Annotated in this window: 25 protein-coding genes and 1 pseudogene; 17 read left to right on the forward strand and 9 right to left on the reverse strand. The window is 66.6% G+C overall.

All coding sequences use genetic code 11. The features are described from left to right. Positions 1-81: 81 nt before the first annotated feature. On the forward strand, positions 82-219 hold the full coding sequence (locus A3CU_RS52925; protein ID WP_156960657.1) for a hypothetical protein: 138 nt from the start codon (positions 82-84) through the stop codon (positions 217-219). A 222-nt stretch (positions 220-441) separates the two neighbouring features. Here the strand turns inward: A3CU_RS52925 and A3CU_RS0131280 are convergent, their stop codons facing one another. After that, positions 442-702 carry a hypothetical protein gene (locus A3CU_RS0131280; protein ID WP_027945580.1) on the reverse strand — a complete coding sequence of 87 codons (261 nt, stop codon included), beginning with the start codon at positions 700-702 and terminating at the stop codon, positions 442-444. 765 nt (positions 703-1,467) lie between these two features. Between A3CU_RS0131280 and A3CU_RS0131285 the strand changes: the two genes are divergently transcribed. Then, positions 1,468-1,818 (forward strand): helix-turn-helix domain-containing protein, encoded by a 351-nt coding sequence (locus A3CU_RS0131285; RefSeq protein ID WP_027945581.1) that lies wholly within the window; start codon positions 1,468-1,470, stop codon positions 1,816-1,818. A gap of 134 nt (positions 1,819-1,952) precedes the next feature. On the opposite strand, the gene A3CU_RS50190 is transcribed toward A3CU_RS0131285, so the two are convergent. Together A3CU_RS50190 and A3CU_RS54080 are read right to left on the reverse strand one after the other, a co-directional pair. After that, positions 1,953-2,246 carry a site-specific integrase gene (locus A3CU_RS50190; protein WP_169739720.1) on the reverse strand — a complete coding sequence of 98 codons (294 nt, stop codon included), beginning with the start codon at positions 2,244-2,246 and terminating at the stop codon, positions 1,953-1,955. A 939-nt stretch (positions 2,247-3,185) separates the two neighbouring features. Beyond that, the gene (locus A3CU_RS54080) at positions 3,186-3,368 is read right to left on the reverse strand and encodes a hypothetical protein (protein WP_027945584.1); all 183 of its coding nucleotides are present in this window, start codon (positions 3,366-3,368) and stop codon (positions 3,186-3,188) included. Here A3CU_RS54080 and A3CU_RS54805 point away from each other — a divergent pair. Further along, positions 3,331-3,705 (forward strand): DUF6292 family protein, encoded by a 375-nt coding sequence (locus tag A3CU_RS54805; RefSeq protein WP_245617441.1) that lies wholly within the window; start codon positions 3,331-3,333, stop codon positions 3,703-3,705. The two genes, A3CU_RS54080 and A3CU_RS54805, sit on opposite strands and share 38 nt — an antisense overlap. 112 nt (positions 3,706-3,817) lie before the next feature. Here A3CU_RS54805 and A3CU_RS0131305 read toward each other — a convergent pair whose 3' ends face one another. Then, positions 3,818-5,251, reverse strand: a complete 1,434-nt coding sequence (locus tag A3CU_RS0131305; protein WP_052372496.1) for a DEAD/DEAH box helicase — start codon at positions 5,249-5,251, stop codon at positions 3,818-3,820. A gap of 154 nt (positions 5,252-5,405) precedes the next feature. Then, positions 5,406-5,576 (reverse strand): hypothetical protein, encoded by a 171-nt coding sequence (locus tag A3CU_RS52935; protein ID WP_156960658.1) that lies wholly within the window; start codon positions 5,574-5,576, stop codon positions 5,406-5,408. Positions 5,577-5,716: 140 nt separating this feature from the next. On the opposite strand from A3CU_RS52935, the gene A3CU_RS52940 reads away from it, so the two are divergent. Beyond that, a complete protein-coding gene (locus tag A3CU_RS52940; protein WP_052372498.1) occupies positions 5,717-6,205 on the forward strand; it encodes a DUF5994 family protein in 489 nt (162 codons plus the stop codon). 52 nt (positions 6,206-6,257) lie between these two features. After that, positions 6,258-6,550: pseudogene (locus tag A3CU_RS54810) on the forward strand (acyl-CoA desaturase); the annotation flags it as partial. An 88-nt stretch (positions 6,551-6,638) separates the two neighbouring features. Here the strand turns inward: A3CU_RS54810 and A3CU_RS0131325 are convergent. After that, positions 6,639-7,043 (reverse strand): DUF6292 family protein, encoded by a 405-nt coding sequence (locus tag A3CU_RS0131325; protein WP_027945586.1) that lies wholly within the window; start codon positions 7,041-7,043, stop codon positions 6,639-6,641. 373 nt (positions 7,044-7,416) lie between these two features. Between A3CU_RS0131325 and A3CU_RS0131330 the strand changes: the two genes are divergently transcribed. Next, complete coding sequence (locus A3CU_RS0131330) at positions 7,417-7,620, forward strand: cold-shock protein (RefSeq protein ID WP_027945587.1); 204 nt, start codon at positions 7,417-7,419, stop codon at positions 7,618-7,620. Between the two features lie 207 nt (positions 7,621-7,827). Further along, positions 7,828-8,322: a hypothetical protein gene (locus A3CU_RS0131340; RefSeq protein ID WP_156960659.1), complete on the forward strand. Its 495-nt coding sequence runs from the start codon at positions 7,828-7,830 to the stop codon at positions 8,320-8,322. Positions 8,323-8,355: 33 nt separating this feature from the next. Here A3CU_RS0131340 and A3CU_RS51670 read toward each other — a convergent pair whose 3' ends face one another. Together A3CU_RS51670 and A3CU_RS0131345 are read right to left on the reverse strand one after the other, a co-directional pair. After that, positions 8,356-8,535: an IS3 family transposase gene (locus tag A3CU_RS51670; protein ID WP_084144027.1), complete on the reverse strand. Its 180-nt coding sequence runs from the start codon at positions 8,533-8,535 to the stop codon at positions 8,356-8,358. Positions 8,536-8,604: 69 nt separating this feature from the next. Beyond that, positions 8,605-10,389: a sigma-54-dependent Fis family transcriptional regulator gene (locus A3CU_RS0131345; protein ID WP_027945589.1), complete on the reverse strand. Its 1,785-nt coding sequence runs from the start codon at positions 10,387-10,389 to the stop codon at positions 8,605-8,607. Positions 10,390-10,570: 181 nt separating this feature from the next. On the opposite strand from A3CU_RS0131345, the gene A3CU_RS0131350 reads away from it, so the two are divergent. The 8 genes from A3CU_RS0131350 (at position 10,571) to groL (ending at position 19,376) form a co-directional block, all read left to right on the forward strand. Then, positions 10,571-12,208 (forward strand): ferritin family protein, encoded by a 1,638-nt coding sequence (locus tag A3CU_RS0131350; protein ID WP_027945590.1) that lies wholly within the window; start codon positions 10,571-10,573, stop codon positions 12,206-12,208. Between the two features lie 87 nt (positions 12,209-12,295). Continuing rightward, positions 12,296-13,342 carry a 2Fe-2S iron-sulfur cluster-binding protein gene (locus A3CU_RS0131355; RefSeq protein ID WP_027945591.1) on the forward strand — a complete coding sequence of 349 codons (1,047 nt, stop codon included), beginning with the start codon at positions 12,296-12,298 and terminating at the stop codon, positions 13,340-13,342. A gap of 20 nt (positions 13,343-13,362) precedes the next feature. Further along, on the forward strand, positions 13,363-14,475 hold the full coding sequence (locus A3CU_RS0131360; protein ID WP_043843193.1) for an aromatic/alkene monooxygenase hydroxylase subunit beta: 1,113 nt from the start codon (positions 13,363-13,365) through the stop codon (positions 14,473-14,475). Continuing rightward, positions 14,472-14,822, forward strand: coding sequence for a propane 2-monooxygenase effector subunit MimD (mimD, locus tag A3CU_RS0131365; RefSeq protein WP_027945593.1), 351 nt, complete (start codon positions 14,472-14,474; stop codon positions 14,820-14,822). The genes A3CU_RS0131360 and mimD overlap by 4 nt, the downstream gene beginning before the upstream one ends. Before the next feature lie 90 nt (positions 14,823-14,912). Then, entirely contained in the window at positions 14,913-15,920 is a 1,008-nt protein-coding gene (locus A3CU_RS0131370) for an amidohydrolase family protein (RefSeq protein ID WP_027945594.1), read from the forward strand. 5 nt (positions 15,921-15,925) lie between these two features. Next, on the forward strand, positions 15,926-16,663 hold the full coding sequence (locus A3CU_RS0131375) for a metal-sulfur cluster assembly factor (RefSeq protein ID WP_027945595.1): 738 nt from the start codon (positions 15,926-15,928) through the stop codon (positions 16,661-16,663). Further along, positions 16,660-17,685, forward strand: a complete 1,026-nt coding sequence (locus A3CU_RS0131380; protein WP_027945596.1) for an NAD(P)-dependent alcohol dehydrogenase — start codon at positions 16,660-16,662, stop codon at positions 17,683-17,685. Before A3CU_RS0131375 ends, A3CU_RS0131380 begins: the two co-directional genes overlap by 4 nt. A 41-nt stretch (positions 17,686-17,726) precedes the next feature. Next, positions 17,727-19,376: a chaperonin GroEL gene (gene groL, locus A3CU_RS0131385; protein ID WP_027945597.1), complete on the forward strand. Its 1,650-nt coding sequence runs from the start codon at positions 17,727-17,729 to the stop codon at positions 19,374-19,376. 46 nt (positions 19,377-19,422) lie between these two features. On the opposite strand, the gene A3CU_RS0131390 is transcribed toward groL, so the two are convergent. Then, complete coding sequence (locus A3CU_RS0131390) at positions 19,423-19,749, reverse strand: putative quinol monooxygenase (protein WP_027945598.1); 327 nt, start codon at positions 19,747-19,749, stop codon at positions 19,423-19,425. Between the two features lie 180 nt (positions 19,750-19,929). Between A3CU_RS0131390 and A3CU_RS47660 the strand changes: the two genes are divergently transcribed. Then, a complete protein-coding gene (locus A3CU_RS47660; RefSeq protein ID WP_063628932.1) occupies positions 19,930-20,496 on the forward strand; it encodes an enoyl-CoA hydratase/isomerase family protein in 567 nt (188 codons plus the stop codon). Between the two features lie 167 nt (positions 20,497-20,663). After that, positions 20,664-21,359, forward strand: a complete 696-nt coding sequence (locus A3CU_RS51675; RefSeq protein WP_084144023.1) for a hypothetical protein — start codon at positions 20,664-20,666, stop codon at positions 21,357-21,359. The last annotated feature ends 895 nt before the right edge of the window (positions 21,360-22,254 follow it).

A 22,254-nucleotide genomic window follows, 5' to 3' on the forward strand; every position in this document is an offset into this window, starting at 1 on the left:
GGTCTTGGGTGGTCCGATCCGCCGCCTGCCGTTGGACTCGTGCAGCGATCCTTGCTATTCGTCGACGGTGATCATGCCCCGGTGGAGGTCGACGTTGCGGCGGTGCAGGCCGGCGAGTTCGCCCCATCGGCAGCCGGTCCAGCCGGCGGTGATGGTCAGCAGTCGCTACATCTCGTTGGCGGACGCCAAGCACTGCTCACCGGCGTGCCGGAAGCGTGACTGGCGAGCCTGTCATCGTGCTGACCATGATGCGTAGCCGCCTGCAGGGGCCCTGGCCCACGTCGACATCGACGACATCAGTCGGGTGATGGAAGAACTCGCCGACGCCCGCCTGGCCGCCCGCGACGACTCGCCACCAGCCTGACACCGTGCACTCGGTCGCGCGTCCTGGCTTGGCGGGGCTGGGGCCGTGGGTCACGTGCGGTTAGCCATGTCGGGCGGTCAGGCGCCGAGGCGGGTGTAGAGGCGGCTGGCCAGGGACGCGGCCAGTTGGTTCAACGCAGCCGGTGGATCGAGCTGTGCGAACTGCCCGAGCAGTTCCGCCGCGGCATAGGCCTCGGCCTCCGACAGCAACGCCACGCACCGCTCCCGCCGCCCCCACTCGACCAGCCGCCTCAGGGCTTCGGCGTATTCGTCCAAGTCGCGCACCCCGACCAGGCCGTATCGCTCACCGAGCGGATCCTGCGCAACGTCCTCACCCATGGTCGTGCGTCCACCCTTCCATCGGCCATCCGACCCGCCCCAGAAAATCTATGCTGACCGGAGTAGACATTCAACGTCGTGGATGTGTAATATTGTCCTCGTACCGAGAGAGACAACATCAAGCAGGCGCGGGAGAGAACGTAACTACCCGCGAAGTGAGATGAGACGGTCAGCCAGGACGGAGCCGGCAAGAAAACAAGGTTCCGGCTGGAGGCCGGGAGCAGTACTCCGGGACCGGGTTGTGAAGAGGTTTGACCAGGTAGTAGTGGCCCCGGAGGGGTAGTGCAGGACGCGGGCGGAGCATGTGTGCCCGTGTTGATCAGCAGTGTCAGCAGTTGTTGTGTGCAAGTGCAGTTGCAGGACCGGTCAGGTGGCCGGAGCCGACCAATGAACGGGGCTCCGGGCAGTGACCAGCGGCGCCAGCGTGCTGGGACCGATCAGTGGAAGGGTTCCCCGCCGGTGACGTTCGCAGAAAGTGAAGTAGCAGTTGCAGTACCGAGTAAGTGGAAAACACCGGAAAGAAGGGAATGGAAGCATCATTGGATCGCCCGCAGCGGGTGTGTAGCGCCCCGCGGGTGCCGCAGTTCCATCGAGTTCGGAGGTGGTTCTCGGTCACGAATGAGCGATCCCCGCACGATCCGGCCTTCCGCCGGACGCGGGTGCAGGGAGCCGGCGGTCACGTCGGCTGACAATGGTGGATCCCAACCCTTGAGGGCCCCGGGTGCCGTGTATGGCACCCGGGGCCCTTTGTGATGTGGAGGTGGAATGATTCCTGACCAAGAAGGCCCGGCCACGCACAGCGCGGCCGACAAGTTCGACGACGAGCACTACCCCGCCTACACCATGGGCCGGGCCGCCGACATGCTCGGCACCACCCAAGGCTTCCTGCGCAGCCTCGACGAGGCCGGCCTGATCACCCCGCAACGCTCCGCCGGCGGGCACCGCCGCTACTCCCGGCACCAGTTGCGCCTGGCCGCCCGGGTACGGGAACTGGTCGACCAGGGCACCCCCATCGATGCCGCCTGCCGCATCATCACCCTCGAAGACGAACTCCACGAAGCCCAGCGCCTCAACCAAACCCAGCGCCGCGACAGCGAATCCGACACCCTCGACTGACCCCTCACCCGCCGTCGACCGACTCGGCGCAGGCCGAGATCGGTCAGTGCGCCGGAATGTCGTCGTCGGTCCCGCAACACGGGTGAAAATTGACCGTGCCGCCCCCCGGCTGGCGCAGCCACCACTCCGCCGGCTCATGCCACCCCCTCAGGAAACACACCGGGGCGGGTCCGTATCGCCGGGTCGCTGGCATCCGGGTTGCCGTCGGCTGCCGGGCGCAGGATGCGGCGGGCGAATGTTGAGCGCCACAACCAGGTGCCGCTCTCGGTGGTAAACACGTACTCGTAGGGGTGGGTGTTCAGGTTCTGCCGCAAGAGCTCGACGAGGAACGGTGGCAGGTGGATCCGGCGGGCGGAGGAGGCGGTCTTCGGCGGGCCGACCCACCGCTTGCCGTTGTACTCGTGCAGCGACCCATGCCACTCGTCCACGGTGATCACGCCGCGGTGGAGGCCGACGTTGCGGCGGTGCAGGCCGGCGAGTTTGCCTCAGCGGCAGCCGGTCCAGCCTGCCGTGATGATCAACAGGCGGGCGGTGGGCCCGCCGAGCATCCCGGCCTGCTCGGCCCCCGCAACACCTGCTCTGGGGTGGTCCAGATCCTTCTCAACGGCCGAGCGATGACCTTCAGCGCCACCGTTCTCGTGCAATAACGGCGGAGCGAGCCTGCGGTTCCGTGCGCGCCGCGCTGTGCCGGTCAGCTCGACCACATCATCGCCGAGTTAGCCGCGCTCGTAGAGCGGGCCTGGGCGCGGGTGGGCGTCGGGATCCTGAACCCGGTGGGCCGGGATTGTCACCCGTCCTGGCGCCTTCTTGCGGCATCCGATCAGAGGGATCGCGAGGAGGTCGGGTTGACCGCTGGACTGGCGCGATCGGTTCGTGTCGCGGCTGACCGGCTGACGGGAGTGGTTCGCGGAACAGGTTGTCGTACGAGGGCTGTGTGGGGGGACCATTTTGGTGGTGCGGGTGCGTGGGGAGATGGCTGAACAGCTCCTGCCCGCTGTGCTCGAGGTTGTCGCTGGGGATAGCTGGGGCCATGGTGAAGAGTCCTTTTCGGAATGGTGACGTGCCCGACGCCGTGAGATGTGACGAGGGCCACATCGAGGCTGTAGGCGACGTTGCACACAACGTCATCGTTGCCGGGGTTTCCCGCTCCGTCCTGTGTGCTCGATGGGGCACGCAGCGCAAAGGCTGTGGCGATCTGACCGTGAAAGAGGGCCGAATCCAACGCACCGGCCGGAGAACGATGCTGACGTGATCGTCGATGTTCGGATAACTTCCGATAGTGCCAACAGTACACGGCCGTCGTCGTGGTAGGAGCGCAGCGTACTGACGAGGTCATCGAGCGCAGTGCCGGCGGCCAAACCGGCGTGTCAGCGGTGACCGGTTCGCGTGAGGAGCAGCGGGTGGGCCTTCGGCCGCATCACCCTGGTGAACATGGGCGATCGCTCTGGTAGCACGCCGACACTGAGCCGCGGGTTGGCCGGGTACCTGAGCGAGGTGGCTGCCGCGGTCGGGGTGCCGCCCGAGGCGACCTCGTTCGAGGTCAGCGACACAGCGACCGCCTACCTTGGGTTGGCAAGACGGTGGTCCGCACGTCCCGTTGACGACCTGATGCTGGTTTGGAGTGAGCGGCACGGGTGGGCGGGTTGCGGTGGAGACCGAGCCCGGAGAGGCGCCGGTGGTATTGGCCTACTTCGCGGGTGCGGAGATCGTCCCGGCACCGATTGTGGTGGCCCCGGTTCGTCACCGCCATCGTCACCGGGGGTCTGCTCGGCTCATCCCGACCCGTCTTCCCTGCCGGCACCGGGCGCGACGAACTTGCCGTACGTCTCGCCCGATACACCTGATCTTTTCCGGCGGCACCACCAGCGGTGTGACGCGATGGCCTGACGAGGTCGTCACGTCCACGCATCAGGGTCCAAGCCAATTGGTAGCCAGTGGGGGCCAGACCACGACGTGCTGCCTCGGCCCGCCGCGCACAGGTCGCGTCTTGTTTCCCGTGTCAACGACTACGGCGACGGGCTCCCGCTCGCGTTGCGGCGGAGGAGGACGCCGCGCTGGAACGGCGGTTCGACGCCACGTGGGCGGCGGACTGCCCACGACGCGCGTCCGGCTTGGCCTCGGGCTTCGGTTCGGCTTGTGCGGGGAGAACACGCCGCTTGGTCAGCTTGCCGCCACCGCTTCGGCGCGGCGGCCGGTTGGCCGACCGTTGCTTGGCCGGAGGCGCGGTGAAGGAGCGCTCACCGGGTGCGAGTTCGGCCAGCAGCGGATGTCCGGCGCCGAGTTTCGTGATTGTGGCTTTGATGCCTGCCTTACGGGTCAGGTCTCGCACGTCTGTGAGCTGTTCGTCGGTCATCAGTGTGACGACGGTGCCAGTCGCACCAGCCCTGGCGGTCCGGCCCGAACGGTGCAGGTATGCCTTGTGCTCGACGGGCGGGTCGGCGTGAATGACCAGTGTGACGTCGTCGACGTGGATTCCGCGTGCGGCGATGTCGGTGGCTACCAGCACCGTCGCGGTGCCGGTGGAGAAGGCGTCGAGGTTTCGGGTTCGCGCGGACTGGCCGAGATTCCCGTGCAGCTCGACTGCGGGCACTCCGGATGCGACGAGCTGGCGGGTGAGGGCTTTTGCACGGTGCTTGGTGCGGGTAAACACGAGGGTGCGTCCGGGCGCCGAGGCGAGATCGATCAGGACGGGAAGCCGCTGGTCGGTGCGCAGGTGCAAAAGGTGGTGTTTCATCGCCGCCACCGGGGACCGGTCGGAGTCGACGCTGTGGATGACCGGGTTGGTCATGAATCGACGTACCAGAACATCGACGCCGGCGTCCAGCGTCGCCGAGAACAGCAGACGCTGACCGGTCGCCGGGGTTTTCGCGAGCAGTCGCTGAACGGCAGGCAGGAAGCCGAGGTCGGCCATGTGATCGGCCTCGTCCAGCACGGTGATCTCCACGGCGTCGAGCCGCACGTGACCGGATTCGAGGTGGTCGGCGAGCCTGCCGGGGCAGGCCACGACGATGTCGACGCCCGTTCGCAAGGCCGAGATCTGCCGACCGGCGCCCACCCCGCCGAACACGGCGAGGGTACGCAGTGAGAGCGCCTTGGCCAGTGGGGCCATCGCCGCCTCGATCTGGCTGGCGAGTTCGCGCGTCGGCGCCAGGATCAGTGCACGCGGGCGCCCCGGCCGGGGCCTGGCGGTGCTAGCAGCGAGCCGCGCCAGTACAGGCAGGACGAACGCATACGTCTTGCCCGAGCCGGTGCGCCCCCGGCCGAGCACGTCGCGACCCGCGAGGGAAGACGGCAGTGTCGCGGCCTGGATCGGGAACGGCGTTTCGATGCCCTGTTCCTTGAGCGCGCGGGCAAGCGCCGATGGCACGCCGAGCTCGGCGAAGGACGAGGTGGCAGGGGGCCGAGAGGTCTGGTGGACGCGGGTGACCGACATAAGTGCTCCGAAAGTAGAAGGGTCGTCCTGCCCGGCGCAGATCCGCTCGTGGACCGCGGCGCGTGGTGGTCGACATGAAACACGGCCCGAGGCAGAACTAAGCGGACCGCATTAGCGACTCTACCGGAACAGCCGGCCTGCCTACATTCAGCAGCTAGACCGCACAGGCAAGATCCGCCTCGCCCCAGCTTGCTGATCGAAACCCGCTGCGCGTTGGGTATCTGGCGGTGGGACGGGCGCGCAGCCCGCGCTGGTAGAGCCGCTCGGACAGGTGGTCGAGGGTGAGGTTGCCGTTGACGAACAGTTCGAAGCCGAGCCGGACCATAGGCGCACGTTCGGGGCCGACGACGATGGTGCGGATGTCTCGGCCGTCGGTGCGGTCGAAGTGGTTGAGGTGCCGATCCTGGCGCGGCCGATAATGCCGCCGTTACGGGCCTTCTGGCCTTCTGGCCCATCTTGAAAGCAATGTCGGCACCACGCTCGCGGGACTGGTACTCGTTGAACGTGGCCAGGATGCCCTGCATCAGCTGTCCGACCGGCGTGTCGTCGACGGACTCGGTGCGGGCCTGGCGCCCCCGAACGCGGGACCTGTCCACCGAGTTGCCAGCACTACTGGCAGCCCGACTGGGACCCATCGCCCGGGTGACCTACCTCCCGAACGCGTGGGATCCATCCGCTCGCTACGTCAACATCGACGGAACTCTTGTTCGGCTCGGCAGACACCGTCGGCAGGACCCGGACACGGTTGACGTGGCGACCTCCTCGGGCCACCACCTCACACTCATCGTGGTGCCCGTGCCGGTGGGAACGTGCACCGACACCGCTCACCGTCACCGCGCGACGTGGATCCCGAGCCGGAGAGGCGGCACCGAGCAGGTGGAGGAGCTTCTCGGCCCTGCCACGGCTGAAGTCACGGCGCTGCCGCCTCATCAGGTCGCGCCGACCGGCACCTGACGCGTCCCGCCACTCATGGCGCGTTCAAGGCCAGACGCCCGCTGCGGATCGGTCCTTCCAGCACCACGTGACCTGGTCGGTGAACTCCATCTGCCACATGATCGGCGATCGACCTTTCACCAGCCGCGACAAGTCGGCCAATTTCTGGCCGCTGGCCCTGCTGTCCATGGGCGAGTCCTGGCACAACTCCCACCACGCCGACCCACCTGCGCCCGCCACGGCGTGCGCCGTGGACAGGTCGACATTTCGGGACGGGCGATCTGGCTGTTCGAGAAGATGGGCTGGGCATGGCAGGTTCGATGGCCGACGGCCGAGCGGCTGGCGACACTCGCCAAACCCACATAGGCCGGCCCTTGAGGCCGAGCCTCGCCCTCGACAGTGGGGCCAGCACGCCATTGGCGGAAGCCGAGGAGGCGAGTGGGGCCGAGCCGGATCAGGTGTAGTCGGCCAGACGCCTGGCAAGCTCGTGGCGCTCGCTCGGGAAGACCGGTCGGGGAGAGCCGGGTCGGCGGCCCGCGACGACGTCGGTGACGAACCGGGCCACCACAGCCGGTGCCGGCACGACGTCCATACCAGCAAAGTAGGCCACCACCATGGGTTCCTCCTCGGGCATTGTCTCCACGGCGACCGCCCACCCCTGTCGCTCGCTCCAGATCAGCATCAGGTCGTCACCGGGGCGTTCAGACCGCCGTCGCGTCAATCCCAAGTAGGCGGTCGCCGTGTCGCTGATCTCGAACGAGGTCGCCTCGGTGGGCACCCCGACAGCCTCGGCCACCGCCCGCACGTATCCGGCCAACCCGCGGCTCAGTGCCGCTGTCCTGTCGGTGCCATCGTCCATGCGCATGAGGCTATGCCGCGCCTACGGGGAACGGCTGATTGCGTACGTTTCTTGGCGTCACAACCGCTGGTCCGCTGAGCCCGAGACCACCGCGTCATCGGCTGGCTCCCACGCCGCCGGTCGCAGACCACGGGTCTCGCGGGCGCTTCCGATTCCATGGTGACGACGGACGTGCCCTATCGCGCAGGTGGCAACAGGCTTCCGTGTTATCATGAGGAGTCGCAAGTTTTCTCGTGCGTTATCGCGTTTCGCGAAAATCTTGATGCGGACGTGTTGTTTGTCTTCCAGTGGCTGCAACGGTGGCCGTTTCTCGTGTGCGACCCGGGAGCCGCACGGTGCGTGCCCCGGTCAACCAGCTCCTGGAAGGAGACACATGGCAGAGGGAACCGTGAAATGGTTCAACGGCGAGAAGGGCTTCGGCTTCATCGCGCAGGATGACGGAGGCGCCGATGTCTTCGTGCATTACTCGGAGATCGACGGTAACGGCTTCCGTAGCCTCGAGGAGGGCCAGCGGGTGAGCTTCATGGTCGGCCAGGGCACCAAGGGGCCCCAGGCCACCGGCGTTCGCACGCTCTGACCGAACGAGCGGGCGGTGCTCATCACCGGCACCGCCTGCTCGCTCGGCGCCCTTCCGCATGTGCCTCAGCCGCACTGGGAGGCGGGCCTGGCGAAAGACCCACTCCGGCTGGACAACAACAGCCGTTCGTGAGTGGTCACCCAGAAGGTGAAAGTGGACTATTCCCCATAGGTCGGTGCTGACAACTGCGACTGGTAAAATTGTTTCGTGACGAGTGGTTCGTCGGATGAGGCCGGTGCACTGTCCAAAGAGGGATCCCGCAACAGATCTGTCCTGCTTCGGGCGATGGCGCGGGAACAGATTGACATCGACACGGTGACCTGGCTGTCGGCCGCTGAAAGCGAGGCCGTCGTCAGCCGCTGGAAGAAGGAATTCGGAGCGGAACGGTACGGGGCCCTCGTCGCGGTCGCGCCCGAGTCAGGATCGGTACGCGATACGCTCCTGCCTGGCGTCCTGCCCTCCTGGCTCACCCCTGTCACGGAGCCAGTGTTCGTGCTTTTCCAGGAATACAAGACGGTCGGCCTCATGACGTGTGAATCGTCGTTCGTCGCCGCCAACTTGATTCCACTGGCACGCGCGGACGGCAATGGTTTCGTCGCAGCCACCAGGGACTGGACCGGCGTCCTGATCGTCGACCTCGAAGAAGAGGACAGCGAAGTCGTTTTCCCAACGGAAGCCTGGGGCGTTTTCGTTCGCCGTTAGCACTGAACCGCCCCGGGGTTGGTGGAGGCTCGGTTAGTTGATTGCTCTAACCGGGGTTGGCTTGTGTTGACGGTAGTAGATGGTCTCGTGTTCGGCTGGTGGTAGGTGGCCGATTTCGCCGTGGAGCCGCTGGTTGTTGTACCAGTCGAGGTATTCCAGGGTGGCGTATTCGACCTGGTCCGCGCGGCGGTCTCGAGTTCCTTTAGCCGCCAGCTGCGGCGATGGTTTCCGTGACTCGGGGTCGCATCGTGGCGGGCGTTTCCTTGGTGCCGTGCTGCGGGGTCATTGACTCGGGACGATGCCGAAGGCACGGATCTTGCGGTAGATGGTCGCGCGTGACATGCCGAGGTCCGCGGCGGCCCGTTCCTTGTTGCCGTGGTGGGCGGCGAGGCTGCGGACGATCGCGTCGCGTTCGATCGACTCCAGCTGGGTCAGCTGGCGGCGCGCGGTGGTCCGGCATTCGGCCGGCAGGTCGGTTACCTCGATCGTGCCGGAGCGATGCCGCCGCGAGACCTCGGCCAGTACCCGGTCGAGCTGGCGGACGTTGCCCGTCCACGGTAGCCGCATGAGCTGGCGCAAGCACGCGTCCGACAGCGCCAGGTCCGGGCTCTTCGCATGGCGGGCCAGCAGGTACGGCACCAGGCGGCGCACGTCCTCGATCCGGTGGCGCAGCGGCGGCACCTCAACCGTGTGCGCGAAGAACGGCATCAGCCAGCCGGCCGCATCGGGGTAGCGCGACGTGTCACTGAGCGTCACGGCAACCCAGGCCGGGGCCCGGCCAAGGGACGTCCCCTGCCAGCTCGTGAACACGTCGGTGAGGCGTCGCATGCCCTCGGTGCCCGGCGAGTCGGCGTGGCGCAGGACCACGGCCGGCGCGGTTCCTCCGGCCACCTCGTCGGCCAGCGCGCCCGCCCATGCCTCGTAGTCGTCAACGCCCGAGCAGTCCTGGACGATCAGCTGACCGCGTGGTGCGTGGTGGCGAGCGACGGCCTGGGCCAGCGCCGCCTTTCCGGTGCCGCGCTCGCCGGTCAGCATCAGCCAGTTTCCGCCGCTGAAACTCGCCTGCGCGGCGGCACACGCCTGCCGCCAGGCCGGGCTGGTGCCGACCACCCCGGGCAGATGCAGATCGGTGCCGGCCGCGCGCGGCGCGGCGGCCTGGTTCTTGACCCGGAACACACCTCCCGCGAGAACCGAGCCGCTGTACACGGGCCGGTATTCGAGCCGGGCGACCACACCCGAGGGCAGGTCGGCCAGCACGGTGACGCGCTTGGTCGCCCCGGCGACGTCGGCGCTGTGGGTGAGCAGCGCGGCCCGGTCGGCCACGTCGTACAGCTCCCGGGCGTGGTTGTTGACCATCACGACGTCCTCGTTGACGGCCAGGATCGCGCCCGATCCCCGCTGGCAGGAAGCGAGATAGTCGCGGAACAGGGCCAGTTCGCGGGCGCCGAGGCCCCCGAGCATCGCTTCCTCGATCTGCTTGGCGGTCCGTCGCGCCAGCGTCAGGAGCAACGGGCCGGGAGTGCCCGTCCAGGACGTCAGGTCGAGCACACCGACCAGGTGCCCGCGCACCGGGTGGTGGATCGGCGCTCCCGCGCACTCGAACGCCGCCAGGCGGCTGTTGAAGTGCTCGAATCCGGACACCAGCACCGGTTCCTGGCATTCGAGGGTGGTGCCGATCCCGTTCGTCCCGATCGACTCCTCCGCGTAGCTGTAGCCGGGTGCGAGCGAGATGCGGTCCAAACCGGAGTCGAGGGCTCTGTCCACACTGGACCGGCGCACGACCAGGCCGTCGGCGTCGGTGAGCAGGATGGCGACCGGGTGGCCGGCCAGTTCGGCGCGCAGGTTGTCCAGGATCGGCGTGGCGCTGCGCACGAGCAGGCTTTCCTCGTCGCGGTCGGTGACGAAGATGGGGTTCGGCTCGTCCGCGTCGATGTGGTGTTCGAGCGCGCGTCGCCAGGATGCGGAGATGATGTCCCGCACGCCCGGGAGTTCGGGCAGGTGCTTCGAGAGGAACTGCTCCCGCAGGAGGCGGACCTGCGAATGCGACTCGTGTCCTTGCGTCGTCACAACCGTCTCCTTTGACGTCACGCGCCTGGTCACTGCGCCCCTGGACCCGGAGCCATCGTGGCCGGTGCCACGAGACTCCCCGGTCTCACATTGAGACAGAAGTTACATGCGATCCGCAACACACTCTTCCTCGTCAGTGACGACTGCCGGGTGGCGAGACCCCGGCTGCGAGGAGGCTGCGTTGAGCAGGCAGAGTCTCACCAAGGCACACAACAAGATCACGGAGCTATCGTGGGAGCCGACGTTCGCGACGCCGGCGACTCGCTTCGGGACCGACTACACGTTCGAGAAGGCACCGAAGAAGGATCCGCTCAAGCAGATCATGCGGTCGTACTTCCCGATGGAGGAGGAAAAGGACAACCGCGTCTTCGGCGCGATGGACGGGGCGATCCGCGGGAACATGTTCCGGCAGGTGCAGCAGCGCTGGCTGGAGTGGCAGAAGCTGTTCCTCTCGATCATCCCGTTCCCGGAGATCTCCGCCGCGCGGGCGATGCCGATGGCCATCGACGCGGTGCCGAACCCGGAGATCCACAACGGACTCGCGGTGCAGATGATCGACGAGGTTCGTCACTCGACGATTCAGATGAACCTCAAGAAGCTGTACATGAACAACTACATCGACCCGGCCGGGTTCGACATCACGGAGAAGGCGTTCGCGAACAACTACGCGGGCACGATAGGCCGGCAGTTCGGTGAAGGTTTCATCACCGGTGACGCGATCACCGCGGCGAACATCTACCTGACCGTCGTCGCGGAGACCGCGTTCACGAACACGCTGTTCGTCGCGATGCCCGACGAGGCCGCCGCCAACGGCGACTACCTGCTGCCGACGGTGTTCCACTCGGTGCAGTCGGACGAGTCACGCCACATCAGCAACGGTTATTCCATCCTGCTGATGGCGCTGGCCGACGAGCGTAACCGCCCGTTGCTCGAGCGCGACCTGCGTTACGCCTGGTGGAACAACCACTGCGTGGTCGACGCCGCCATCGGCACCTTCATCGAGTACGGGACCAAGGACCGCCGCAAGGACCGTGAGTCCTATGCCGAGATGTGGCGTCGCTGGATCTACGACGACTACTACCGCAGCTACCTGCTCCCGCTGGAGAAGTACGGGCTGGTCATCCCGCACGACCTGGTCGAGGAGGCGTGGAATCGCATCACCAACAAGTTCTACGTCCACCGGGTGGCGCAGTTCTTCGCCACCGGCTGGCCGGTGAACTACTGGCGCATCGACGGCATGACCGACGCCGACTTCGAGTGGTTCGAGGAGAAGTACCCAGGTTGGTACAACCAGTTCGGCAAGTGGTGGGAGGCCTACAACCGGCTGCGCTACCCGGGCCGCAACAAGCCGATCGCGTTCGAGGAGGTCGGGTACGAGTACCCGCACCGCTGCTGGACCTGCATGGTGCCCTGCCTCGTCCGCGAGGACATGGTGCTGGACAAGGTCGACGGCCAGTGGCGGACCTACTGCTCGGAGCCGTGCGCCTGGACCGACACGGTCGCGTTCCGCGCCGAGTACGAGGGCCGGGAGACGCCCAACATGGGCCGCCTGACCGGACAGCGGGAGTGGGAGACGCTGCACCACGACCGGGATCTCGCCGACATCGTCAAGGACCTGGGCTACGTCCGCGACGACGGCAAGACCCTCATCCCGCAGCCGCACCTGGACCTGGATGACCCGAAGAAGCTGTGGACGCTCGATGACCTGCGGGGCATCCAGTTCGCGAGTCCGAACGTGACCCTCAACCAGATGACCGACCGGGAACGCGAGGAGTGGGCCGCGGCCTACCGCGCCAACCCCAACGTCACGGCCGCCTGACGGTCTCCGGACCAGCGGACGGCGGCGGTGGCTTGCCGGTGGCTGGGGCCGGCCGCCGCCGTCCGTGCTTCGAGAATCGGGAGACCAATGGCCGACAAGCATCGCATCTCCTTCGAACCGGTCGACATCGAAATGGAGGTCGGCGAGGACGAGAAGATCCTCGACGCCGCGTTCCGCCAAGGCATCCACCTCATGCACGGCTGCCGCGAGGGCCAGTGCTCGGCGTGCAAGTCCTACGTCCTGGACGGCGAGATCCAAATGGAGCGCTACTCGACCTTCGCCTGCAACGACGCCGAGGTCGAGCAGGGCTATGTGCTGCTGTGCCGGGCGCATGCCTTCAGCGACTGCACGATCGAGTTGCTCAACTTCGACGAGGACGAGCTGCTCAACTCCGCCCCGTTGCAGGACATCCGGACCGAGGTCGTGGAGATCGTCCCGCACACGCACGACATCGTGGGCCTCAAGCTCAAGGCGGTCGACCCGTCCGCGTACGAGTTCAAGCCCGGTCAGTACGCGGACCTGACGATCCCGGGCACCGACGAGCACCGGTCCTTCTCGATGGCGACGACGCCGTCCACGGACGACCACATCGAGTTCGTCATCAAGAAGTACCCGGGTGGCCGGTTCTCCTCGTTGCTGGACGAGGGCATCAAGCTCGGCGACACGATCCAGCTGACCGGGCCGTACGGCAGCTTCACCCTCAAGAACGGGCACGTGCTTCCGCTGGTGCTGATGGCGGGCGGGGCCGGCATGGCGCCCGTGCTCGCGCTGCTGCGCCACCTGAGCGAGACCGGCGATCCCCGCCGGATCCGTTTCTACTACGGCGCCCGCACGCCGGCGGATCTCTTCTACCTCGACGAGATCCGTGCGCTGGGCGATCGGCTCGCGGATTTCGGCTTCGTCGTCGCGCTTTCGGAGTCCGACGAGGGCGTCGAGGAACTCGGCATCACCGCCGAGCGGGGGATGGTCACCGACGTCGTCGAGACCAGGGAGCCCGAGTTGCACCGGACCGAGGTCTACCTGTGCGGGCCGCCGCCGATGGTGGACGCCGCGCTGGCGCTGGCCGCGCGGCAGGGAGTGCCGGACGACCAGGTGTTCTACGACAAGTTCACCACTTCGGTTCGTGACGAGTAGATATCAGAGGAGATATCAACATGGCGAGCAGTGCAGCGTCTGCGCCCAAGGTGCGCAGCTTCCCGAAGGTGGAATTCACCGATTCCGAAGCGGGCGCGCTGGAGTTTCCCAGTTCCTCCAGCCGCGCCTACAACTACTTCAAGCCGGCCAAGCTCCGGGCGACGGTGTACGAGGACGTGACCGTCGACGTGCAACCGGACCCCGCGCGATACCTGAGCCAGGGCTGGATCTACGGCTTCGGCAACGGACCGGGCGGGTACCCGCAGGAGTGGACGGTGGCGAAATCGTCCAACTGGCACGCCTTCCTCGACCCCAACGAGGAATGGGAGGCGACGATCTATCGCAACAACTCCGCTGTGGTGCGGCAGGTCGCCCTGTGCCTGGACAACGCCAAGCGCGCCGGAGCATACGAGAACTGGAACCCGGCCTGGCAGAAGTTCATCGCCCGCAACCTGGGCGCCTGGATGCACGCCGAGAACGGGATGGCGCTGCACGTGTTCACCTCGATCCAGCGGTCCGGGCCGACGAACATGATCAACACCGCGGTGGCCGTCAACGCGGCGCACAAGATGCGCTTCGCCCAGGACCTCGCCCTGGTCAACCTGGACCTGTCCGAGTCGCTCGACACCTTCGACGGTGCGGTGCACAAGGAAGTGTGGCAGTCGGCCGAGGAGTGGCAGCCCACCCGCAAGGTGGTCGAGGAGCTCACGGCGGTCGGCGACTGGGCCGAGTTGCTGTTCGGTACCAATGTCGTCTTCGAGCAACTGGTCGGTCAGCTGTTCCGGTCGGAACTGGTCATGCAGATCTCAGCCAAGAACGGTGACTACATCACGCCGACGATCGTGGGCACCGGCGAGTACGACTACAGCCGGGATCTCGGCTACACCCGGGCCTTGTTCCGGCTGCTCACCCGCGACGAGAAGTTCGGCGAGAGCAACAAGGAGCTGTTCGGCCGATGGCTCGCGAAGTGGGTGCCGCCGTGCCTGGAGGCCGCGCACGCGTTGCAGCCCATCTGGTCGCAGCCGGCGGAGAAGACGCTGACCTTCGCCGACTCCCTCAGCGCGGCGAAGGAGAAGTTCGCGCAGTTGCTCGAGGAGATCGGGCTCGACGTACCGAAGGAGTTGGAGAAGTGAGCGACAGCATGCAGTTCGGTTCGCAGGCGGGGTCCTCGAACAGGTGCGGCGTCACGCTGATGAACACCCCGGTGGGCCGGGTGGTGGCCGAGGTGATGGCTGCCAAGGAGGGCGTCTCGCTCGTCGAGTACCCGTCCATGATCCGGGTGGACGGCACCAAGCTACTGGAGTTCGACTACGACGAGATGACCGAAGCGCTCGGCGAGCAGTTCGACGGTTCGATCTTCGAGGAGATCAGCTCGACACACTACGGCCGCATGGTGCATCTGGACGATCGCACGCTCCTGTTCGCCAACCCGGAAGACGCCGCCGAGTACATCGGCTTCGACCTTCTCGCACACAACTGACGCCGGACTCCTGACGACCAGGTGGTGGCGGGGCCCGCGCAGGGGAAGCCCCGCCACCACCGCAGACAACCACAGCGAAGGGGCTTGGAGATGTACGAGAAAGATGGCGAGCAGTACTACATCGTCGACGAGCACGTCCACATCTGGGACGGCCGGGCGTCGAACCACAAGAACGTGCACGGCAAGCAGTTCATCGACTGCTTCTACGACTACCACCGGAACCTCAGTCCCGAACAGGAGGTCTGGGACTACGACACCTACACCTATTACGGTTCCGAGCGGTTCATGAAAGACATCTTCGAAGACGGTTACGTCGACCACGCCATCTTCCAGGCAACCTTGCTGAGCGACTTCTACAAGAACGGGTTCGGCCAGACCGAGGAGGCGTTCGGGCTCGCCCAGCGGCATCCAGACAAGCTGACCTATAACCACGCCTACGATCCGCGTAACGGCGAGGCCGGTCTGGAGCAGCTGCGTCGCGACGCCGAGCGGATGAACCTCAAGGGTGTCAAGCTCTACACGGCCGAGTGGAACGGCGACTCGCGCGGGTACAAGCTCGACGAGCCGTGGTCGCGCCGCTACCTCGAAGAGTGCCTGAAACTGGGCATCAAGAACATCCATGTCCACAAAGGACCAACGATCCGGCCGCTGGACCGGGATGCCTTCGACGTCGCCGACATCGACAAGGTCGCCACCGACTACCTCGACCTGAACTTCATCGTGGAACACGTCGGACTGCCGCGGCTGGAGGACTTCTGCTGGATCGCGACCCAGGAGTCGAACGTCTACGGTGGACTCGCCGTCGCGATGCCGTTCATCCACGCGCGGCCGCGCTACTTCGCCCAGGTCATCGGCGAACTCCTTTACTGGCTCGGCGAGGACAAGATCGTGTTCGCCAGCGACTACGCACTGTGGACGCCGAAGTGGCTCGTCGAGCGGTTCGTCGACTTCCAGATTCCCGAGGACATGCCGGAGTACGCCCCGATCACCGTGGCACAGAAGAAGAAGATCCTCGGGCTGAACGCCGCCGCGCTGTACGACCTCGACGTGCCCCGGCAGCTCCGCCTGCCCGCCACCTCTGGGGTGGGCGTGCGATGACGGCGATGACACAGCCGGTCCGGTCCGTGGCAACCAAGATCCTCTCGGCGCTGGCGACCGTGGTCGACCCCGAACTGGATGAACCCGTGACCGAGCTGGGATTCGTGCGTTCGGTGACTATCGACGACGAGGGTGTGGAGGTGCACCTGCGCCTCCCCACCTCGTTCTGTGCGCCCAACTTCGCCTACCTGATGGTCGCCGACGCCTACGACGCGCTGGCGGAAGTGCCCGAAATCGGCCGGGTACGGGTGCTGCTGGACGACCACCACGACTCCGACAAGATCAACAACGGCACCGCGGCAGGGCTGGGCTACGTCGGAACCTTTGGTGTGGAGGCCGAAGACAGCCTCGACGAGCTTCGCCGCACCTTCCAGCGCAAGGCGCACGTGGCCGCGATGGAACGGTGCTGCCGCTCGGTGCTGGCCAGCGGCGCCTGGACACTCGAGGAACTGCCGCTTCTCGAGTTGTTCGATCTGCCCGAGGGGCCGCTGAAGTCCGCGCTGCTGCGCCGTCGTGGGGCCGTGGGGCTCCCCAACCATGCACATGCGCGCGTGATGGTCGAGCCCGCTGGTTCCCCGGTCGCGAAATCGGACGTTGCGCTGTGGTTGCGCTTGGCTGCCACCACGCGCGTTTCCATCGAGGGCAACGCCCATTTCTGCCGGGGTCTGCTCGCCACCCGGTACGCAGACACCGACCCGGCGGGAGCCGTCCCGGTCATCACCGACGCCAGGAGCCACTCATGAAAGCCGTACAGGTCACCGGCTACCACCAGGACCTCGAACTGTGCGACGTCGACGAACCCAAGATCACCGGGCCGCTGGACGTCGTGGTCAGGGTCGGGGCCGCCGGGGTGTGCCGCACCGACCTTCACATCCTCGAAGGCCAGTGGGCGGAGAAGTCCGGCGTCACCCTGCCTTACACGATCGGCCACGAGAACGCCGGCTGGGTGCAGGCGGTCGGCGACGCGGTGACGAACGTCGCGGTGGGAGATAAGGTGATCCTCCACCCGCTGGTGACGTGCGGCCTGTGCCGGGCGTGCCGCCTCGGCGACGACGTGCACTGCGAGAACTCCCGGTTTCCCGGCATCGACACCCATGGCGGGTACGCCGAGTACGTGCTGACGTCGGCCCGCTCGTGCGTCAAGCTGGACGACAGCCTGGAGCCGGCCGACGTCGCCGCGCTCGCCGACGCGGGCCTGACCGCGCAACATGCCGCCGCCAAGGCGGCCGGCGTGCTGCGTCCTGGCGAGGTCTGCGTCATCATCGGCGCCGGCGGTCTCGGCCACATCGGCGTTCAGTGCATGAAGGCGATGAGCGCGGCGACCCTCGTCGTCGTGGATCGCAATCCCGCGGCGCTCGAACTGGCCCGGCGGGTCGGCGCCGACGTCACCGTTGTCGCCGACGGCAACCACGTCAACGAGGTCCTCGAGTTGACGGGCGGCCACGGCGCGGAGGCGATCATCGACTTCGTCGGCGAAGGTGGGTCGACCGCCGAAGGGGTGCGGATGTTGCGCCGGGCGGGCAATTACTACGTCGTCGGTTACGGCGAGAACCTCAACGTCCCGACGATCGACATCATCTCGACCGAAATCAACTTCATCGGCAACCTCGTCGGCTCGTACACCGATCTGCAGGACCTGATGGTGCTAGCCGCGCAGGGCAAGGTGAGGCTGCACACCGCCCGCTACGGCCTGGACGAGTTCCAGCAGGCGATCGACGACCTGAGCGCGGGCAAGGTGCGTGGCCGGGCAATCCTCATTCCCTGACCAGGGTGGAAATCTCCTAGCGCGGAAAGGAAGTAGGAATCATGGCGAAGGAGTTGCGGTTCAGCGTCGAGGCGCGGCGCCAGCTCGAGCTGGGTGTTAACACGCTGGCCGACGCGGTGAAGGTCACCCTGGGACCCAAGGGGCGCAACGCGGTGCTCGAAAAGCTGACCGGGCCACCGACCATCACCAACGACGGGGTGACCATCGCGCGGGAGGTACAGCTGCGGGAGCCGTTCGCCAACATGGGCGCTCAGCTGGTCAAAGAAGTCGCGATGAAGACCAACGGTGCCGTCGGAGACGGCACCACCACGGCGACGGTGCTCGCCCAGGCAATGGTGCGGGAGGGCCTGGCCGCACTCGGTGAGGGCGCGAACCCCATGCGGGTGCGCCGCGGTATCGAGGAGACCGTCGAGGCCGTCGTCGAGTGGCTGCGGAAGTCCGCGACCCAGGTCGCGGGCGAGGCCGAGCTCGAGCGGATCGCCACGCTGGCGGCGAGCGACGACGAACGGATCGGCCGCGTGATCGCGCAGGCACTGGCCGCGGTGGGCGGTGAAGGCGTCGTCGAGGTGGAGGAGTCCGACGAGCCCGGCCTGAGCGTGGAGTTGGTCGACGGGATCGAGTTCGACCATGGCTACACCTCGCCTTACATGGTCACCGATCGGGATCGCATGGAGGCCGCCTACGACAACCCGGTCATCCTGCTGACTAACAAGAAGATCAGCCAGGTGCAGGAGTTGATGCCCGCCGTGGAGGCGGCTCGCCGCCTCGATGCACCGCTGGTGATCCTCGCGGAGAACGTCGACGGCCCCGCGCTGCAGATGATCGTCAGCGGCAACGTGCACCGCACCTGCCCGGCTGTGGTGGTTCGCGCACCGGGCTTCGGTCACCGGCGGGTGGCTGAGCTGGAGGACCTCGCGGCGGCGCTCGGCGGGCGAGTGGTCAGCGAGGACTCCGGAGTCACCCTCACCGAGGTCACCGAGCGGGATTTCGGTCGCTGCGAGCACATCACGATCACCGAGGAGACGACGACGATCGTCGGCGGTGCAGGTGACGAAGCGGCCGTGCGGGCGCGGATCGGTCAGCTGGACAACCAGCTCAAGCGAGCCCGTATCGAGCATGACCAGGACAGCCTGAGACTGCGTATCGCCAGGCTGTCGGGCCGGATCGCCGTCGTGCGCGTCGGCGCCGCGACCAGCGTCGAGCTCAAGGAGCGGATGCTGCGAGTCGAGGACTCGCTCGCGGCGGCCCGGGCGGCGCTGGAGGAGGGGGTCGTGCCCGGCGGCGGGGCGCCACTGGCACAGGCCGCCCGTCGCGTGGACCTGGCCGGTTTGGACAGCGATGCGGCGCAAGGGTGCGAGATCGTGCGTCGGGCCCTCGGGGAACCGCTGCGGTGGATCGCCTCCAACGCCGGCTACGACGGGGACGAGGTGCTGACGCGAGTGTCCGAAATGGATGGTGGCTGGGGGTTCGACGCGCTCACCGGCGAGTACGGCGATCTCTTCGCGGCCGGTGTCGTCGACCCGCTCAAGGTGACCCGCTCGGCGCTGGAAAGCGCGGCGTCCATCGCGGCGCTACTGATCACCACGGAAACGGCGATCGTCGAGGAAGTGGTGGTCAACCCCGGCTCGGTGATCGCTCCCGGCGTCGGCGACCTCGCCGAGGGCTTGGTGCGCCCGTCGAACATCTACTGACGGCTGGGGCGTCACCGGATCCGTTTCCGGTGACGCCCCCAATGCGTTATGGGCGCACGGCCAGTTCACCCAACTCCGACCAGTCGTCCTGCTCCAGCACCATGTTCACGACGCGCGGCGTCTCGACGAGGTACTTGGGCAGTTTCTCCTGAGCGGCCTTGAAGTGGGCGGACCCGACGTGTGCCGCTCCGGCCTCCCCGTCCTGGAAGGCTTCCACCAGGACGTACTCGTTCGGATCCGCTACCGAGCGGGACCAGTCGAACCATTTGCAGCCGGCCTCGCCACGGGTCGCCTCGGTGAACTCGCGCGTGATCTCCGGCCACGCTTCGGCGTGCTCCGGCTTGATGCGGAACTTCGCGGTGATAAAGATCATCCTGAACCTCTCTGGCGTCGCCTGTTCGTCACTGTCGACTTCGGACAGCTCTCGTGCCTTCCGGACGGCTCAGGGATATCGCATCGTTCGCCTGCCGACGGTCTGGAGTATGAGACAGGGAAGCGCGTATCAGGTTCATATGCTTGGCGCATCGGGGCCCGTGGCCAAGGAGGACTCCTCATGCTCGACCTGGAGTACAAGGCGGAGGCCATCCTGGTCAGGATCCGCGGCGTGCTGACCACCGAACTACTGGACAGCTTGATGGCGGCCATCGCCTATATCGGACCAGGCCGTCCCATCATCCTCACCGGTGCCGGCGGTGTTTTCGCGTTGGACCTCGAGCCGCTATACAGCCCCGGCCGCGAGGAAGCGCTGAACCGGTTGCCGTACGTGCTGGCAGCCCTTCGCGCCCATCCGCTCCCCGTCGTGGCCGCCATCAACGGTAACGCGGTGGGCGCGGGCTATACGCTGGCATGCGCGGCAGATGCGCGGATCATCTCCGGCGGGGTCATCCAACCCTCGTCCGGGAGCACGGTGCGCTACTCGCCGCCGGCGGCGGTGGCCGTCGGGCTAGCGGACTACTGCTGCGCCCCGGCGGAGTTGATCGGCACGGCCCTGCGGCAGGCGAGCCGGTGTCAACCAGCCGGCATCGCGCCTTTCGCGGTGTCGTCGCTGGGCGCCAAGGTCCGGCCCGGCCTCGCGGCGTCCGTTGTGGAGCATGGGCACGAAGTGGCGCGTACCGTGTAGTCACCAGCTGCCACGGTGATCGCGACGTCCTCACCTTCGGTGAGAGTGTCCTTCCCGACGGTGTCCAGGCCGAGGGCTATCCGGTAACTGCCCAACCGGGCAGACTTTCGTCCAATCGGCTCGCCTACCCCTTTATCGGCGATTGCAACCGCGTCTATCGTCCAGCCGTGACGCAGAACCCGCAGGGCCCGTACCAGCCGGGCCAGGGCCAGGGCGGCGGGCACCAGCCACCGCCCTACGGTCAGCAACAGCCGCCGTACGGTCAGCCACAACCGCCTTACGGTCAGCCGCAGCAGCACAAGCAGCAGCCAGGCGGCGCGAAGATCCCGGACCCGCCCGCATTCGCGCAAAAGTTAAGCGGAATCGGCGCGAACTGGGGAACCGGTGGTGCCCGGCCGGCGATGCCAACGCCCAAGAGCGTTAAGTGGGCGTTCCTACTCGCCGCGACGGGCGCGGTAATCATGATCGCCTACTACCTGGTTCAGATGATCGCCTGGGCCGGTTACTACGGCATGTTCACCGACGGTTTCGGAATCGTAGGGATCCTGTTGTCAGCAGGTGTGTTCGTCATCGCCGTGATGATGCGCAACGGCGCTGAATGGGCCCGGATCACCCTGGCGGTCCTCACCGGGCTCGGCGCGCTGCTCGCACTGATCGCACTGTTCAGCGTCGGACTGGTGTTCACCATCCTCGGCGGCTTCGGCGTACTGATGCTGATCTTCATGCTGGCCGAGATCGCCGCGTTCGGCGGATCGCTGTTTTTCCTGTTTCAGTCGGACGCCAACGCCTACTTCAAGTCCGCGTCGCCCGGCCCGGGGCCGGGATACCCGCCACCGGGCGGGCCCCAGCACTTTGGCAGCTGACCGTCCTGCGGCTAACGTTGCCGCGGAACCAACTCGGCCAGCAGGTCCTGCGCCATGTCGCGATCGGACTGGTACAGCGGAAAATGCCCGAACATGTTCGTATATGTCCCTACGGGCATGGCAATCCCCTAATGACATCTGAACGGCCCCGGCGACCGAGGATGTCTAGCAATCCCCAGGCCCGGTGAGTTCCGGTTTCAGGCCGGCACCGACGTTGGCGTGGCCGTTCACCCGGCTTGAGCAGTTGGTCGAAGATGCCTGCAGCATCAGAGGACCTCGAGTTTTGTCAGCAGACCGGTGCTTCGGTCAGCCGCTCGTCTTTTCTCAAGTTCCGTTATCGACTTTGCCCCCTCGACGCTGTCGATAACGGAACTCGAGTGGGTGGTGGTCCGGCACCCGAGGCGGACGCCTGTCGTATCCAGGGGCTGCGAGCTCTCCTGATAGAGCGGCGCACTTGGCGTGTCGGGCCACCCCCACGTTCCTTGATCAGCGAAGTTGATGTCCATGGTTGCAGCCCGTCCGCATGGTCGACACCTCGCTCAACGAGAGCCCTCGAGCTCTGGCGTGCGGACCGGATCCGTGCGGATCGCTGGGATTGCGAACGGCTCAATCGGAGGGAAGGCTTTGAACCTCATCATTAGCCCGGATCTTGCATGGGGTGGTCGGCTGGTCCTGGGTGGTCCGTGGGGTTGTTGTTCGGGGTGTTTGTTTGGTTTGGGGCAGGTTGGTGGTGCCCGTTGTCGGTGGGGTGGCCGCCGGTGTTCACTGCCGGGGTGGTGTTGCTGGTTGTCGGGGCGGGTTGGTGATGGTTAGGCGAGTTGTGGCAGGGCGGTGAGGCGTTGGTGTGCGGTGATGATCAGGGTGTTGCAGGGTGCGTGTCGGGATAGTCGGAGGT

Origin of the sequence: Amycolatopsis taiwanensis DSM 45107 (genome assembly GCF_000519205.1) — a bacterium.
In the GTDB taxonomy this organism is placed as follows: domain Bacteria; phylum Actinomycetota; class Actinomycetes; order Mycobacteriales; family Pseudonocardiaceae; genus Amycolatopsis_E; species Amycolatopsis_E taiwanensis.

Excerpts from the sequence above, each read along its gene's own strand:
- A3CU_RS0131305 (WP_052372496.1), bottom strand. The coding sequence starts at position 5,251 with ATGTCGGTCACCCGCGTCCACCAGACCTCTCGGCCCCCTGCCACCTCG.
- A3CU_RS0131360 (WP_043843193.1), top strand. The coding sequence starts at position 13,363 with ATGGCGAGCAGTGCAGCGTCTGCGCCCAAGGTGCGCAGCTTCCCGAAG.
- A3CU_RS0131325 (WP_027945586.1), bottom strand. The coding sequence starts at position 7,043 with ATGGACGATGGCACCGACAGGACAGCGGCACTGAGCCGCGGGTTGGCC.
- A3CU_RS0131375 (WP_027945595.1), top strand. The coding sequence starts at position 15,926 with ATGACACAGCCGGTCCGGTCCGTGGCAACCAAGATCCTCTCGGCGCTG.
- A3CU_RS52940 (WP_052372498.1), top strand. The coding sequence starts at position 5,717 with ATGTCGGCACCACGCTCGCGGGACTGGTACTCGTTGAACGTGGCCAGG.
- A3CU_RS0131355 (WP_027945591.1), top strand. The coding sequence starts at position 12,296 with ATGGCCGACAAGCATCGCATCTCCTTCGAACCGGTCGACATCGAAATG.
- A3CU_RS0131380 (WP_027945596.1), top strand. The coding sequence starts at position 16,660 with ATGAAAGCCGTACAGGTCACCGGCTACCACCAGGACCTCGAACTGTGC.
- A3CU_RS0131390 (WP_027945598.1), bottom strand. The coding sequence starts at position 19,749 with ATGATCTTTATCACCGCGAAGTTCCGCATCAAGCCGGAGCACGCCGAA.
- A3CU_RS0131280 (WP_027945580.1), bottom strand. The coding sequence starts at position 702 with ATGGGTGAGGACGTTGCGCAGGATCCGCTCGGTGAGCGATACGGCCTG.
- A3CU_RS0131370 (WP_027945594.1), top strand. The coding sequence starts at position 14,913 with ATGTACGAGAAAGATGGCGAGCAGTACTACATCGTCGACGAGCACGTC.
- A3CU_RS0131285 (WP_027945581.1), top strand. The coding sequence starts at position 1,468 with ATGATTCCTGACCAAGAAGGCCCGGCCACGCACAGCGCGGCCGACAAG.
- A3CU_RS0131330 (WP_027945587.1), top strand. The coding sequence starts at position 7,417 with ATGGCAGAGGGAACCGTGAAATGGTTCAACGGCGAGAAGGGCTTCGGC.
- A3CU_RS52935 (WP_156960658.1), bottom strand. The coding sequence starts at position 5,576 with ATGGTCCGGCTCGGCTTCGAACTGTTCGTCAACGGCAACCTCACCCTC.
- groL (WP_027945597.1), top strand. The coding sequence starts at position 17,727 with ATGGCGAAGGAGTTGCGGTTCAGCGTCGAGGCGCGGCGCCAGCTCGAG.
- A3CU_RS47660 (WP_063628932.1), top strand. The coding sequence starts at position 19,930 with ATGCTCGACCTGGAGTACAAGGCGGAGGCCATCCTGGTCAGGATCCGC.